We start from the raw sequence: 15773 nt of genomic DNA on the forward strand, positions 1-15773 counted from the left end.
TTTCTTTGATTAATTTTTACTTGCTATAGCGATCACTATGTCCTCACTCGAAAAAGAAACTTCCAACAGTTTGTACCGTCAATGGCAAATTTTATCTCAACTGACTATCGGTAAATGGACAGGGACACGTGAGCTACATGCGACCTTATTACGTGAAGGCATCGAGATTAGTATTCGAACCATTCAACGTGATTTAAACCAACTCTCACAACGCTTTCCCATCGAGAGTAATAAAACCATTCCGCAAGGCTGGCGCTGGCGTGCCGATGCCCCGATTCAAAGCCTCCCGCATATGACCAGCTCACAAGCGGTCACCTTTATGATGGTTGAAGAGCATTTAAAGCATTTGCTCCCCCCCAGCCTGATTGAAGAAATGAATCCATGGTTTGATCTGGCACGTCGTAGTTTGTCTAATCATAATAATGTACGACAATGGGTTAACCGGGTACGCATTGTTCCTGCAACCCAACCGCTCATTCCACCGACAGTAGATCGTGCCGCACAACAAGCGATTTACGAAGGCTTACTACAAGATAAACAACTTGAATGTGTCTATCGTGCCCGTTCATTACAAGCTGAAGAACGCAGCTATACGCTTAATCCTCTCGCTTTGGTACAAAAAGGTGCCATTATTTATTTGGTGTGTACACGCCATGATAAATCTGACGTACAAACCTTTGCACTACATCGGTTTAAATCAGCGCAAGTGCTGGAGCAACGTGCATTACATCCCGTCAATTTTGATATTGATGCCTATATCGAATCAGGTGCGCTGGGCTTCCGAGTCGACTTTAACCGCCCAACAGATTTGATTGATTTAAAACTGGTGATGCATGAAGCCGATGCACAATACTTTACCGAAAGCCAGCTCAGTCATGAACAACGTATTGAACAACTCAATCATGATCTTTACCAAGTGAGTGCACGTGTTCCTTTTACCTCACAGCTGGTTTGGTGGCTCAGAAGTTTTGGTAAAAAATTGATTCGTATTGAACCTGTCGAAGTCTTTAATGCGGTATATGAAATTGAACACTAAGCACACGGGCTAGGATCTCTAATCTCTCGACAACACGGCGGGGCATATTTGCACTGCCGTATTTGTCACCTAAAATATGATCACACCACTCAAAATCTGATATTCTTCTCATATAACGATAAATAGCAATATAATTGATGCTAAATAAGGAGTGCTGCACTTGAAAAACTTATTGAATAAAATCAGCCAGCAGATTGTACAGCAGCTCGATCATATCGCCGCGAATGAAAAGCCTAAACTCTATTTTCAACCTCAAGGTAAACTTGAAAATACCTTAGATAAACTGTCGCAACTACAACAAAAATACCGTCCAACCCTTTGGCTATCTAATCGACATGCTCACTTACTCTATTTTGACCTTATTAAAAAACGACGTATTCGGCTATCTTATGACCGCATCGATCATTTAACTATGCAAGATGGTGGTATGACTGCAATCGTCTGGTTAGGCAAAGATTTACCTGCACAAACTCCTACGATTTTAATTTTACATACCATTACTGGTACGCCTGAAAGTATGCGCGAGTTAGCACGTGATTTACATCAATATACAGGCTGGAGAATTGCATTATGCTTAAGACGTGGGCATGCCGGTTTGCCCATGCCTGTCGCCAAGATTAATTTATTTGGTTCTACTGCTGATTTACGTGAGCAACTGGCATATATACAAAAGCGTTATCCAGAATCTGACTTATATGCCATGGGGTCTTCTGCAGGTACTGGTTTATTGGTACGTTATTTAGGTGAGGAGGCAGAAAAAACCCCGCTTAAAGCAGCCTTTGCCCTGTGCCCTGGTTATAATACCGAACTGGGTTTTCGGAATGTGCATCCACTCTATAGCAAAGTCATGACACAAAAATTATTTAAAAAATTTATTTATCCTTATCGGCAAACATGGCAAAACACGGCTACTTTACAACGCGTCACAGCCAGCAAAACATTATATGAGTTTGAACAAGCATATTATGAAATGGCGGGCTATCCAGATTATGACAGCTATAACCAAGCCACCAACCCAATTTATGTCTTGCAGAATATCACAACCCCATTATTGGTTTTAAATGCAGAGGATGATCCTATTTGTCATATTGCCAATTTTGAACCCTATAAAGCAGTCGTGGAAAACATGCCAAATATTGCCGTAGTCACGACGCCCAAAGGCAGCCATTGCGGCTTCTATGAAGGTTTCTGGCAAACACGATCTTGGGCATCTCGCTTAGCTGCAGATTTCTTCTTAATTGAAGCGCAGAAAAATCAGTAGCGTGCAACATAGCATTAAACTGGATCATATCCTATTCGTGAGATGCATCTGCTGTAGATGTGCAGTCCTGATCGCGATCTTGTGTTGAATCAGTTATCGCTGGTAAAAATACCACTCGGTTGGATTTTTTAATCTGTTCGGCATTGAGTGAAATATATCTCTGCGTTTGATAACCATTTTTGCTCACACAAAGCCACCAACTATAATACTGTACGCCATGTAAAAACATTATGTCATTATGCCATGCAGAACGTTTTACAAAATGTGCTATGCCCTGCTGATTACTCATTTGTAAATCATATTTTAAACCAACAAATGCAGGTCGTTGTTGAGTGACCAATACAACTTTAGCCTGCTCAATAACTTGACCTTGGCTATCTTTTACCGTGACCTGTAATGCTGGTCGAATCATTTTATAATGAGGAATACACGCTTGTACCATCACCACACTACTGATGAATATACTGCCTTGTAGCAGTTTTAACATACTGTTCTCCAACGTTTAGACTATGATTTAACTGGTCTACTAACGGATCTTCATGCCTGATTTTATCACTGCGCTTACCACAGCACTGCCTCTCCTGTAGAAAAGCATAGATTTCTATAAATCTAATATCGCAATTTATGCTATAACTAAGTAACGCAATAAACCAGCCGATGTAATAAAATAATCAACGTATTGAAAGCGCCTATTGATTATTGAAAGATGCACAATTCATCAGCCCTGAGATGATAAAAATTTGATTCGCTCATTTTGTAGGAAATCAATTGAATGAAATTAATCAACACTACATTTGCTAAGGTGATCAGTACACCAGCAATTTTTTTTTAACTACATTGGTCTCGGTAACGACTTATAGTGCCGTAATTCCTGCCAGTTCAAATCCTACCCCAGCGCAACATAATAGCGTTCTCTTTAAAAATGTTCGCGTTTTTGATGGAAAATCCAAACAGCTCAGTCAGCCAGTCAATGTCTTGGTTGAAGCAAATATTATTCGCAAAATTGGTACGCAAATTCATGTTCCGCTTCATGGGGTTTATATTATTGACGGTCAAAATAAAACCTTAATGCCCGGATTAATTGACGCGCATTGGCATGCAATGTTGGCTGCGCTACCTGCCAATAAAATGATGATGGCAGAAGTGGCTGATATCAATTTCCTCGCCGCACAAGAAGCCAATAATACACTGATGCGTGGTTTTACCAGCGTTCGTGATTTAGGTGGACCAGTATTTGCATTAAAACGTGCCATCGACAATAAAATCGTCAATGGCCCTCGTATTTGGCCATCGGGTGCCATTATTTCTCAATCTGGTGGTCATGCAGATTTCCGTATGCCCTATGATGTGCCCGCCGCGCAAGGCAGTGGTTTAAGCCGTGGTGAAGCAGTGGGTGGCGGTATTATTGCAGATGGTGAAGTAGAAGTATTAAAACGAAGTCGTGAACAATTAATGTTAGGCGCAACACAATTAAAATTGGCAGCAGGTGGTGGCGTATCCTCCAATTATGATCCAATTGATGTGGCGCAATATACCGAAGCTGAATTTAAAGCGGCTGTGAGTGCTGCAAAAAATTGGGGTACTTATGTTTCAGTACATGCATATACGCCACAATCTATTCAAACGGCTTTAAAGGCAGGTGTTCAAGTTATTGAGCATGGTCAACTGATGGATGAAACAACCGCCAAAATGATGGCTGAAAAAGGTGCTTGGCTAAGCTCACAAGCTTTTATTGATAACGAATTTGCTAACCCACAAACAGGTGCCAATCGTGAAAAACAAAAAATGGTACAAGCCGGTACCGATAAATCCTTTGCCTTAGCCCAAAAATATAAGCTGAAGGTCGCCTGGGGAACGGATATTTTATTTAATCCTGCAGCAACCAAAAACCAAGGTGCATTATTGGCTACCATGACACGTTGGTATCAACCGGCTGCGGTGCTACGCATGGCAACCCATGATAATGCTGAATTATTACAGCTTTCTGGTGAACGCAACCCCTACCCCGGAAAAATCGGTGTAATCGAAGAAGGTGCTTTCGCCGACATCTTATTGGTCGACGGCAATCCAATTGAAAATATACAATTAATTGCTAATCCTCAGCAAAATTTTGTCGTCATTATGAAAGATGGCGTGATCTATAAGAACCTTTTGCAAGCGCCTTGAGGGCTGGCATCTCGTTTTCATCATCGCCATAGCCCATTGTTCAATCGCAAAAATTCTGCCTTGTGCAGAATTTTTTTATGGGCACTGAGCAGATAAAATTAAATCCATCGCACAAGCAAACAATATGACCAAGCACCACAGTAAAAACTCATATAAGTTTGATATAAATAAAATACTCTCTTCAAGACTTGAACAAACAGGTATGATAAGGCAAATTGCACAGACAGATCACATGTCTGTTTTATTTTCAGGCTCAAATGGAAATCATCAAATATGGCGCAATTTGCAGTGATTGGTTTAGGCAGCTTTGGTGCCACCGTCGCCTCTGAACTCAGTAACTTACACCATGATGTGATTGGTATAGATAGCACGAAGAAAAATGTCGAGAACATTGCCGATCAAATTACCCACGCAGTCATTGCTGATGCAACCGATGAACATGTACTGAAAGAACTCAATATTCAAAACTGCGATGCTGTTGTCGTTGCAATTGGCGAAGATCTTGAAGCCAGTATTTTATGCGTATTAAATTTAAAGAACATGGGGATTGAAAAAATTTTGGTTAAAGCCAAGTCGCAATCACACCATATGATTTTAAGTCATTTGGGCATAGATACGATTATTCACCCTGAAGAAGATATGGGTATCCGCGTTGCACAATCCTTGAGTTATCCGATGGTACGGCGTTATATGGCACTCAATGACAACCGTTATATCGTCAAAGTAGAAATTGCAGAGAAACTGGCTGGGGCGCAATACCAAAGCTTATTAGAAAATGCCAGCGAGTCTGATTTTAAATGTCTGTTATTACAACGTGGCTCACACGTTATTTATGACATTGTGCCGGGCACAATATTACAACCCCACGATATTCTAGTCATCGAAGGGCATATTGATGTGCTAAAACGATTATCAACGCGATTCTTATAACATGATTCAGCAAAAGATTATTGATCGAAAACGCAAGCGTATTAACTTAAGCCCACCAAGCTTACTGGCTTTGGGTTTTTTGAGTTTCATTATTTTAGGCACACTGTTGCTCAAACTACCCTTTGCCCATCACGGCGAATTAAGATGGATTCATGCATTTTTTACCGCGACATCTGCTGTGACCATCACAGGATTATCTGTGGTTAATGTCGGTGAAGCCTATACTGTTTTTGGCAAAGTAGTGATTATGCTCTTACTACAGTGTGGTGGTTTAGGTTTTATGACTTTTGCGATTTTAGCAGTCATGAGTTTATCTCCCAAACTGGGACTAAAACAACAAATCATGGCACAAGAAACCATTGGTCAAACCAGTTTATATAATGTTGCCTCAACCGTAAAAGGCGTGTTTTTATATTCACTCTTTTTTGAATTATTAGGTACTTTTATACTGACCATTGCTTGGATGCAGCATTATGATTTTCAGCATGCTTTATTTTATGCTGCCTTTTATAGTATTTCAGCGTTCAATAACGGTGGTTTTTCGCTATTCCCGAATAGTCTAATGAGCTTTTCTGGACAATATATGGTAACGCTCACCATCAGTATGCTGTACATCATTGGTGGAGTTGGTTTTTTAGTCTTGATGGACATTAAACGTAAACGAAAATGGTCTAAATTGAGTCCCAATAGTAAATTAATTTTAACCACCATTGCTGGTTTAAACCTATTTGCCTTTATTTTTATTTGGCTCTTAGAAGCCAATAACCCAGCGACTTTGGCACCAATGTCTATTGGAGATCAAGCTTTAAATGCTTGGTTCCATGCCACTGTACCACGTTCTTCTGGCTTTAATAGTCTAGATGTCGGTAGTCTGAGCCAAGCCTCTAGTTTTATTACCATGCTACTGATGTTTATTGGTGGGGGATCACTAAGTACTGCGGGTGGAATTAAAGTCGGAACCTTTATTATCCTTATTTTAACTGTGATTAATTTTTTAAGGCGCTCAGATGAACTGTGTGTATTTCAACACGCTATTCCACAGCAAACCATGTTTAAGGCATTGGCAGTGGTCTGTATCAGTTGTTTACTCATTGTCAGTGGTTTATTTTGCTTATTGATCTTAGAACCTAAACAACATTTTTTAGATTTATTATTTGAAACCATTTCCGCAGCGTGTACAGTGGGTTTATCACGTGGTATTACGGGCGATTTACACTATGGGAGTTTAATCGTCTTGTCCTTACTTATGTTTGCAGGACGTTTGGGACCATTAACCCTCGCCTATTTAATTGCAACCCCGAAGAAAAGCCGTTTGCGCCATCCCAATACTGAAATCCAAGTCGGTTAAAAAACTTTACAGTTAAACTGAAAATAGCGCTGTTGCCAGCAAATGCGCAACAGCGCTATTTTAAAATATTTAAGCATTCGCCAACGCATCAACGTCAGCACATCATTAACACTTAAAACCAGTTCATTAAAGAAACACCCAAACCGGCATAAAAAGCACGGTGGTTATAATCGATCATGCTTTCGCCATAACCATCAAATAACTGTAAGTGTCCACGTAAACGTCCACTGATAGGGAAAGACCAATCAAATTGTGCTGCGCCATGTGAGCGACTTCCTGTACGCAAAGAATGTCTAAGCATCAAACTAAAATCATGCTCATTCCAACGATAAAATGCCGTTACATCACCGCGCCCGATATAGTTTTTAATATCAGGGTTATTATCATCTTTGGCTTTTTCTTCAACGCGATACCATGGTCTAAACATAATGGCGAAGTTTTCACGCTCCAAACCGATATTCAACATCACCCGATTCCAACTGCGTGATAAAGGATCGGCACGCCCATTAGATTGGTGATTTAAGCTTAGCCCCAATAAACGACCATTTAACCCCAAAACCTCATAATTGGTTCGGAACATTAAACTGGCTTCGGGTTCATAATTGGTTTCACGAAAAGGACGCGAATCTTCAGAATTGTATACTTGCCAACGAGAGGACTGTGTATACCCCAACCACAAGTCGCCATTGTCACCAAAAATATTTTCCAATGCTTTGGTTTTTAAGGATAACTGAAACTTAGATTCCATCGAATCTAAAATCTGTGCATCCTCGACTGGAACCCGATTATCTGGGTTAGGACTGTATGGTGTGGTATTTTTAGAACTGGTCCAAAATAAAGGCAATAAATAAACCGGTTGATAAGAACGTAGATTCCATGTACCCAATTTACTATCTGGAGAGAGCTCCCAACGGCTGTCTAATAATGACGTGGTATTGTCAAATGCAGGACCTTCAACCGCAAATAAACTACCGATCACTTGACGGACATTATCCTTCACACCATGACTTTCAGTTGGCGCGGCAATGTCCTTGGCAATTTCTTTCGCCGCTTGCCGCTCAGAAACTAAAACCTGTGGCTGTTCAGGATGTTGAAACAATAAATCATAACAATTCAAGCGCTCGGCATTGGACTCCAATGCCGCACATGCTTGTGGTGTACTGGGTGTAGGGCTAATCGTGCTATTGTACGACGTATTGTGCGGTGTATCAGATTCAATATTTACATTTTCTGCATGAACTGCTGCTGTACAAGCCCACAAAGCGAGCATACTCAGTTGCAATGTCGTACGCTGAAATATCGCTAACGGCATATTTTCCCCACCCCATCATTTATTGTATCTGTTGAATTTCAAAACCTAATTGCTGTAATGTTTGTTGTTTCGCAAATGGCGCAACCACAGCTTTTACCGCATTCTGATCGATTAAATACTGTAGAGCAACCCGCTTTATATCATCTAGCGTAACGGCAAGCAAACGCTTGCGCAATGTTTTGCGGTAGTTCACATCTCGACCATGTAATAATGCATAACATGCACTAATTGCTTCACCTGCCGGTGAACCAGGTTTATCCATACTCGACACCAGACCTAAAATCGCCTCTTCTAACTGGTGTGCTTGTTGTGGGGTATTGAGCAACCATTGAATACTGGCTTCAAAATCATTAAAAGTTTGTTCAAGCCTTGGATCTCGATAACTAAAGAAGCGGAAGGCACAGGCATTACCGTCATAGCTTGCCCCGCCACCATAAGCACCGCCTTTCTCACGAATAGCGCTATGCAAATAACCATTACGTAAATAAGCCGCTAAAACCATTAAAGCTGCTGCATCAGGGTGTGTTGGTATTACTGCTGGATATGCCATTGCACAAAACTGCACATTGGATTGGATCAACCATGCCACATCTGCGGTACTGTGCTGACGCGGGACTGTTTGCAAAGCCTGAGGCGCAGCGCCAAGCGCAAGTTTGTCCCAAACAACTTGAATCTGTTCAATCAAGACATCGGCTTGTTGCTCTTCACAAACCAATAAAAACTGCTTCGGTGCACGCAATAATGTTTGATGAATCGCTTGTAACTCAGCAATGAAGTCTTGATAAGCTTGTTCATCTGTTTCAATACGTTGAATCAATTGTGCCAACCAATTTAAAGCACCCAGACCCGTATTAAAATAATCCCGTTCGGCTAAAGCAGACATATTACGTGATGCGGCTTGCATGGCATAACTATGCCCTGAACCAGAAAGACGCGCGGCCCAACGGGTTTTCCGTTGCTGTAGCAGTTCTAAAATACGATCTTTCTCATCAAAGCGTAGTTGCTCAAATGCTAGTTTCAATAAAGCTATGGCATCATGTTTATCTGACAAAGACTTGGTGGTTAGGCTTAACCAAGCACTAATTTTGTGTTTGTCATTGATGTGACTACGTAGAGATGCCCCCATGCCCAAACCACCACTGACAGCAGTTTGTAATTGTTGCAAGGTCAAATAGTCATATTCTCCTGCACCAACTTCACCCACCAAGATCGAGAGTAAATTAAAATAAGGGGACTGCAACACTGCTTCTGGAATTTCAATCAAAACCTGTTGATAGTACAAACCATTGGTACCAGCATGGTAAAGATTTAATGGTGTATCCACTTGGTTACAGATAATCTCACGTAATTCACCTTGAGCGATATGCAACTCAGCGGGAATATCATCTAAGCCGACTTTGGGTAATAAATTAAGATCATCCTCAGTTTCCTGACGTTGTTGCAGTGCCAAGCGCTGTTGTTCGATTTCGGCTTTATCTTGCTCAGTTAAACGCGCAGCCAATTGATCTAGACGGGCTTGTTCTGCCTCTGCATCACGACGGGTTTTATCTGCATCGGGTAGCAAGGTCATATGCACACGGTGTGGATTATCCAATAAGTGCGTTTGAATCAGGTTCGGTAACCACATTGGATCTTGCAGTTCTTGTTTAACCAAGGCAATCGCCGCATCGACATCCCAGACTTGTACAGGATCGCTGTGATGAATCACACTGCTCAGCGCATTTAAAATCAGGGTTAAGCCATAAGGCGTACCATCACCACTGATTTCACGTTGATGTAATTCAATCTGATGTAAAATGGCTTCAACCAATGCAGTGTCGACTGGCTTAGAGGCAACCTGTTGTAAAACCTCAAGCACATCTTGTTCAAAACGTTCAGCATGTTCAGGATTAGAGCCTTGTACACCACAAAAGAAAGTCATTTCAAAGTTAGAGTCATCAACCCCCATCAATGGACCTGTCGATTGTGCATAATCACAGGTTTCTAAACGATGACGCAGTGCTGATGCAGAATTTTCTAATAAGATGCCTTCGACCAAGCGCATCCCTAAACGTAGTTTAATATCACTGGACTCTGGTAATAACCAAGCAATCACATGATAGGTTTTATCTTTGAGGTCATCTGCATCGACAGCATAAGCTTCAGTCACACGAATAGGTGCAGTAAGACGTTGTTCTGCAACAGAATAAAGGGTTTCGCCTCGATCAAACTTTGCCAGTGCCAAGTCTTCAAATTGTTGCTGTAAATCATAGGCAGTCTGATTACCAAAGGTCATGAAAATCGCATTACTTGGATGATAATGTGATTTATAAAATGCCAGTAATTCCTCATAACTGAGATCTGGAATATCTTTGGGATCGCCACCAGAGTTATAGTGATAGGTGGTTTTAGGAAATAAATGATGTGCCAATTGGTGATAGAGCTGATCATTCGGTGCACTCATGGCACCTTTCATTTCATTGAAGACCACACCTTTATAGACAGGTTTGCCCTCTTCTAGTTCGACACGAATCCCCTCTTGCGCAAAATCCAAAGGGTTTAAATTGGCTGCAAAAGCGGCATCTAAATACACTTCCAATAAGTTTTGGAAATCTTTTTTATTTTGTGTAGCAAAGGGATAGGCTGTCCAATCCGCTGCAGTAAAGGCATTCATAAAGGTATTGAGAGAACGACGAATCATCAAAAAGAATGGATCGCGTACTGGAAATTTTTCAGAACCGCAAAGTGCGGTGTGCTCTAAAATATGCGCCTCGCCTTTGGAGTCCATGGGTTGTGTTCTAAATGCCAGTAAAAACACATTTTCATCATGTTCTGTCGCCAGATGATAGTGGATTGCGCCAGTGACTTTGTGTTGATATTCAGACACTAAGATATCTAAGGCTTCAACATGGTGTTGACGAACCAACTGAAACGCGGGATGAGTTGTTTGTGATATAGTTCCAGTGACATCGACCGTCATGTGTTCTCCTTAAAATAATTCATTAGACTCAGCGCATTATACCTATACTTTGCAATGCAATTCATCCTTCGTGCATGAGTTTGTTTTGATCTAGGCTTATGCTGGTTAAAATGACAACATGCCGCGCTCAAAAGCGCCAATAGCCACCCCAAACTGAATTCTGTTCAAGTCACTACAGAAGTCAGGCATTATCAGGTAAACTTTGCGGCATTTATGATAAAAGTGACGAAGCCTATGCACGCAATTGATCTTTTTTCGATCGGAAATGCCCTGGTTGATCAAGAGTTTAGTATCAGTGATGACTTTCTACAACAACATGCCTTGCAGAAAGGCACCATGCAGCTCGGTGATGCCGCAGCACAAAGTCGCCTCTATGAAAATTTGACAGCCAGTCAAAACTTTCGTTGTCAGGCTGCTGGTGGTTCTGCTGCCAATAGTGTTGTTGCTTTTGCTGCAATGGGTGGTCAAGCCTTCTATGCTTGTCGTGTTGGTGATGATGTCTTTGGACAACAATACCTACAAGGTCTAAATGAAGCCAAGGTTCTGTGTTCAAACCAATCCATCAGCCAAGGTACAACTGGAAGCTGTTTGGTGATGATCAGCCCAGATTCTGAACGGACCATGCACACATATTTAGGTACTTCTGCAGAATTAAGTGCGGAACAAATCGATTTTAATGCCTTACAATCCGCCCAATGGATGTATATCGAGGGTTATTTATCGAGTAGTCCAGCTGCTCGAATCGCTGTGGTTGCGGCAAGAAAAATTGCGCGTGAACATCAAGTTAAAATTGCCTTGTCTTTATCTGATCCAGCGATGGTGCAATATGCCCGCGAAGGCTTAGATGAGCTGCTGGGTGATGGTGTCGACTTAATCTTCTGTAATGCACAAGAAGCGTTAATGTATACCCAAAGCGCAGACCTTGAGCAAGCAATGCAAAAACTATTGCATCTTGCCCAGCAAGTGGTGATTACTCTAGGTGCCGATGGTGCTATGGTTGCAGATCACAAACAACAATTCAAGGTTGCTGGTCGACCTGTCCATGCCGTTGATACCACAGGTGCGGGAGATGCTTTCTCTGGTGCGATGCTCTATGCACTACAACAGCGCATGTCACTACAACGTGCAACCGCATTTGCAGTGTTGGTCTCTAGTGAAGTAGTCGCCCAATTTGGTCCACGTTTGACCTTGCAACAGTATCGACATTTGCTGCAACAGTTTCAGCAAGAAAAGGCCCAAGCATGACTAAAATTTGTATGACCGATGATATTCCAGAACGTGAAGCGCGTGCTTTTGATCTAGAATCAGGTGAAATCATTTTTATTACCCAGCGCGATGGGCAATTTTATGCTTACCTCAACCTATGCCCGCACTTGCAAACTGAGCTTGAATTCTTGGAAAACCAATTTCTAGATCAGGACGGTGAGTTTATCGAATGCTCAACCCACGGTGCATTATTTAATGTGGAAGATGGCGAGTGTATTAGCGGTCCTTGTCAGGGTGAATCCTTGACCGCAGTCGCGATTGAAATCCATTCTGATGGCGGGATTTATTTAAAAGCCTAGCCACCGCCTTAATAGCGTACGTTGAGCCAGCTTAAAACCATTGGCTTGCTCAACGCATCTACTGATTTTCTCCATGCGCTTATTCTACAAATACCCATGCACTTATTCTACAAATAATAGTGCTAAACGTACTTGATCATAGGCCATTTTAGGCTGAGTCATCTCTACAATTGGGCGCAACTTAATACTACCATCTTCATTAAAATGTGCTGGATCATCACGTTTTAATAAACGCTTATAAATTTTACGCACTTGCTCCACAATTTCATCCCCCGGGCTTGCGACCGTAATATCTAAACTTTGTTCACGGTGCAAGCGTCCCAAGTGATTAATAATCGTTGCTGGGGTTAAACCACGCTCTGTGGCGATATCTTGAATATCATAACCCGCTTCAAATAAAGCCCGTGTTTCATCCAGAGTTGCTGTTGCATAATTGGCTTTATTGCCTTGACGAGATAATTTCTTTTCATTACGGCTAATTTCAGTGCTATTTAAAGTACCACCACAATGCCGAATAAACGCATCATGCTGTGTAGTTAAATCTTGTTCCGCAAAATGCTGTTCTGCTTCTGCCGATAATTCCTGAAAACGATGATCTGCTTTGAGTGCTAAGCGATCCAAAGCCAAAGCTTGTTGATTAAAACCCAGTAATCGTAAACCCTGTAAAGATTTTAAGCGAGATAAGGCAACATATCCCTGCCCCATTTCAAAGGTCTGGCTGAGATTAATTTCAGCCGCTTCCAAGGTCATCCCTTGCGATTTATGTACTGTAATCGCCCATGCCAAACGCAAAGGTACTTGCTGTAAACTGGCCAAAGTTTTGCCAGCGTCGTTATCGACAGACCAAGTTTCAGGTTCAACCAATAACTCGCTCCCATCACTCAAGCGAACTTTTGGTAAAATACCAAAACTATCATCCTCCTCAAAAGCAATCACTTCCCCCAAGCTGCCATTGATATACCCCAAGTCAAAGTTATTTTTTACAAACATGACTTTGGCATGTTTCTTCAACAGTAATGCTTCGGGCGCACGTACGGAAGATTTTAAAGTTTCGACTAATTTGTCATTACCATCTAACACGGCATTAAACTGATGTTGTTCGCCAGCAATTGCATTGAGGTGCTTGGCATTAATTTGGTCTACATCTAAATTATGGGTATATAAACGGGTAAAGTTACTGCCTATATCTTGTTGTTGAGTGCTTTGTAATGCCGCAATATGTTCTGGCAATAAATGCTGTGCACGAATCGCATTTAAAATATCGTTTAAGGCAGAATCATCTTGACGATGTTGCTCGGTCAAATAACAGACCCGAAATTTTGCCTCGACCCAAGCATTGGACATAAAACAAAATTTATCACGATTTTGTTCATCATTTTTCCCCACTGGAGGAAGCTGAAAAAAATCGCCGGCAGCAATCACCTGTATACCACCAAAAGCATCATCAGATTCTTTAAAATACTTCAGGACTTGATTGACCAAATTGAGTTGTTTGGCGTGTAGCATCGATATTTCATCAATAATCAACACTTGCGCATTTTGCAAATGATCTTTTAGATATTTGCGCTCTTTCATTCTTTTCAGGTCATCATCACTGAGACTGTCTTTGATGCCAATACCCGCCCAAGTATGAATGGTCATACCATTCATATGCGTGGCAGCAATCCCAGTTGATGCAGTAATCGCCACAGGAACTTTACGAACTTTAAGATAGTTGATGTATTGATTTAAGGTATAGGTTTTGCCTGCACCAGCCGACCCTGTTAAAAAGATATTTTCACCCGCTTTCATCAACTTTAGTGCAGTTTCTTGTTTCATACATCAACTAGATTATTCAGAGGGCTTATAGCCTAACGATTTTTATCCTAAAAGTTAAGCCAAAAAATTATTTAACCGCCCAATCCCACGCAAATGAATAGAATTATCGTGATTCCACTGCCACCGCTTAAATAGAAAAACCTTAAATCAAATGAAACCCAAAGCCTTAGAGATTTTTAAATTGTAACAGCTGCTGATGAGCGGGATGCTCTACGGGGATTAACTCTAAAAGACGCTCTAAGGCATCCACCGCTTCTGGGCTATATGCCAAGTGTCTTAAGAGGCTGTCCGGCTCATGAGAATCAAAAATTGCCTTACTCAAACGCGACTCTAAGCAGTCACGCCATGTACATAAAAAAGGGCTTTCTGTTTTAGACAAGAAAACCCCGCGACAACGTTTTAATGCACTTTGAATATATCCGGCATCTAAATCTTGTTCAGTCTGCAAGAAGTCGGCATCTACTTTTGCCATAATCCGATAAGGTCGAGAAGCCAATTGCCCCGACAAAATATCTTTTAATTGTGACATCTCGGCTTTGAGCGTTCCCATACTCACTTTACGTTCACCATATAGTGCTTGGTGTAATTGATCTAAGCTCATGCCCTGTGGGCACAGTGAGAGTATGGTCAAAATTTCAATTTGCCGTGGTGTAAGCACGAGCAGTTTTCCATTCATTAAAATTTGCGGTATACCAAAGGCACGGATATAGAGATGTTGCTGTTGCGCTTGGTATAACGCACTTTGAATCATGCTGGCACAGCGCTCAACAGCCAACAGGCCCAAGCTATTATGATGTTGCCATGTGGTTGAGAGATCAATCACCCCCAACAGTTGTCGGCTATAAGGGTCAATAATCGGTGCGGCATAACACACCCAATCATGTACAGAGGACATATAATGTTCATTGGAAAATACACAACTAGACTGTTCTGTTTTCAGTGATAAAGCCAAGGCATTGGTTCCTACCGCCTCTTCGCCCCATTGCCCACCTGCTACAAAATGAACTTGTTCAGCAGCTTGCTGCATACGTCCACTGGCTGCAGACCAGACAATGGTACTGCCGCTATCGCCAACCGCCACTACCATATCGGATTGTGCTGCAATATCTTGTAATGCTGTCGCACAACGTTCTAAAGCATTGTGTAAAGTACTACTGCGCGCTAAAACTTTGTCTTGTAATGGTGCTGCGTAACGTTCTTTGCAAACAGCGGCACGTTGTGAGCGTTGCCATGAACTCACAATGCTTTGCTGATGTGGATCGTCATGATCAAAGCGAAAAGTGTTTTTCTCCCACATCTTTTCTATTTGCTGACGTTTTTCTAATAAAATCTGTTGACTGAGCATCGTTCACATCCTTGGTTAAGATGATAGGTTTAA

12 protein-coding genes are annotated in these 15773 nt (G+C 41.6%); 7 read left to right on the plus strand and 5 right to left on the minus strand.

Annotated elements, in window-relative coordinates; genetic code table 11:
* Nucleotides 1-37 precede the first annotated feature (37 nt).
* Nucleotides 38-1036, plus strand: a complete 999-nt coding sequence (locus tag BFG52_RS10455) for a helix-turn-helix transcriptional regulator (RefSeq protein ID WP_067555746.1) — start codon at nucleotides 38-40, stop codon at nucleotides 1034-1036.
* A gap of 160 nt (nucleotides 1037-1196) precedes the next feature.
* A complete protein-coding gene (locus BFG52_RS10460; protein WP_067555749.1) occupies nucleotides 1197-2297 on the plus strand; it encodes a YheT family hydrolase in 1101 nt (366 codons plus the stop codon).
* A 31-nt stretch (nucleotides 2298-2328) separates the two neighbouring features.
* Here the strand turns inward: BFG52_RS10460 and BFG52_RS10465 are convergent, their stop codons facing one another.
* Nucleotides 2329-2784 (minus strand): hypothetical protein, encoded by a 456-nt coding sequence (locus BFG52_RS10465; protein ID WP_067555752.1) that lies wholly within the window; start codon nucleotides 2782-2784, stop codon nucleotides 2329-2331.
* Between the two features lie 350 nt (nucleotides 2785-3134).
* Here BFG52_RS10465 and BFG52_RS10470 point away from each other — a divergent pair, with 350 nt between their 5' ends.
* The 3 genes from BFG52_RS10470 (at nucleotide 3135) to BFG52_RS10480 (ending at nucleotide 6741) form a co-directional block, all read left to right on the plus strand.
* Nucleotides 3135-4463 (plus strand): metal-dependent hydrolase family protein, encoded by a 1329-nt coding sequence (locus BFG52_RS10470; protein ID WP_067555755.1) that lies wholly within the window; start codon nucleotides 3135-3137, stop codon nucleotides 4461-4463.
* Nucleotides 4464-4736: 273 nt separating this feature from the next.
* On the plus strand, nucleotides 4737-5393 hold the full coding sequence (locus BFG52_RS10475) for a potassium channel family protein (RefSeq protein WP_067555758.1): 657 nt from the start codon (nucleotides 4737-4739) through the stop codon (nucleotides 5391-5393).
* Between the two features lies 1 nt (nucleotide 5394).
* Entirely contained in the window at nucleotides 5395-6741 is a 1347-nt protein-coding gene (locus tag BFG52_RS10480) for a TrkH family potassium uptake protein (protein ID WP_067555761.1), read from the plus strand.
* Between the two features lie 112 nt (nucleotides 6742-6853).
* Here the strand turns inward: BFG52_RS10480 and BFG52_RS10485 are convergent, their stop codons facing one another.
* Both BFG52_RS10485 and BFG52_RS10490 read right to left on the minus strand, forming a co-directional pair.
* Nucleotides 6854-8053, minus strand: a complete 1200-nt coding sequence (locus tag BFG52_RS10485) for a phospholipase A (RefSeq protein WP_067555763.1) — start codon at nucleotides 8051-8053, stop codon at nucleotides 6854-6856.
* Between the two features lie 19 nt (nucleotides 8054-8072).
* Nucleotides 8073-11012 (minus strand): insulinase family protein, encoded by a 2940-nt coding sequence (locus BFG52_RS10490; protein ID WP_067555766.1) that lies wholly within the window; start codon nucleotides 11010-11012, stop codon nucleotides 8073-8075.
* 234 nt (nucleotides 11013-11246) lie between these two features.
* Here BFG52_RS10490 and BFG52_RS10495 point away from each other — a divergent pair, with 234 nt between their 5' ends.
* Nucleotides 11247-12257, plus strand: a complete 1011-nt coding sequence (locus BFG52_RS10495) for an adenosine kinase (RefSeq protein ID WP_067555769.1) — start codon at nucleotides 11247-11249, stop codon at nucleotides 12255-12257.
* 11 nt (nucleotides 12258-12268) lie between these two features.
* Complete coding sequence (locus BFG52_RS10500; RefSeq protein ID WP_169817581.1) at nucleotides 12269-12577, plus strand: Rieske (2Fe-2S) protein; 309 nt, start codon at nucleotides 12269-12271, stop codon at nucleotides 12575-12577.
* A gap of 102 nt (nucleotides 12578-12679) precedes the next feature.
* Here BFG52_RS10500 and BFG52_RS10505 read toward each other — a convergent pair whose 3' ends face one another.
* Together BFG52_RS10505 and BFG52_RS10510 are read right to left on the minus strand one after the other, a co-directional pair.
* Entirely contained in the window at nucleotides 12680-14395 is a 1716-nt protein-coding gene (locus tag BFG52_RS10505; RefSeq protein WP_067555775.1) for an AAA family ATPase, read from the minus strand.
* A 166-nt stretch (nucleotides 14396-14561) separates the two neighbouring features.
* Nucleotides 14562-15740 carry a sigma-54-dependent transcriptional regulator family protein gene (locus BFG52_RS10510; RefSeq protein WP_067555778.1) on the minus strand — a complete coding sequence of 393 codons (1179 nt, stop codon included), beginning with the start codon at nucleotides 15738-15740 and terminating at the stop codon, nucleotides 14562-14564.
* Nucleotides 15741-15773 lie beyond the last annotated feature (33 nt).

It is taken from the genome of Acinetobacter larvae, from assembly GCF_001704115.1.
Lineage (GTDB): Bacteria > Pseudomonadota > Gammaproteobacteria > Pseudomonadales > Moraxellaceae > Acinetobacter > Acinetobacter larvae.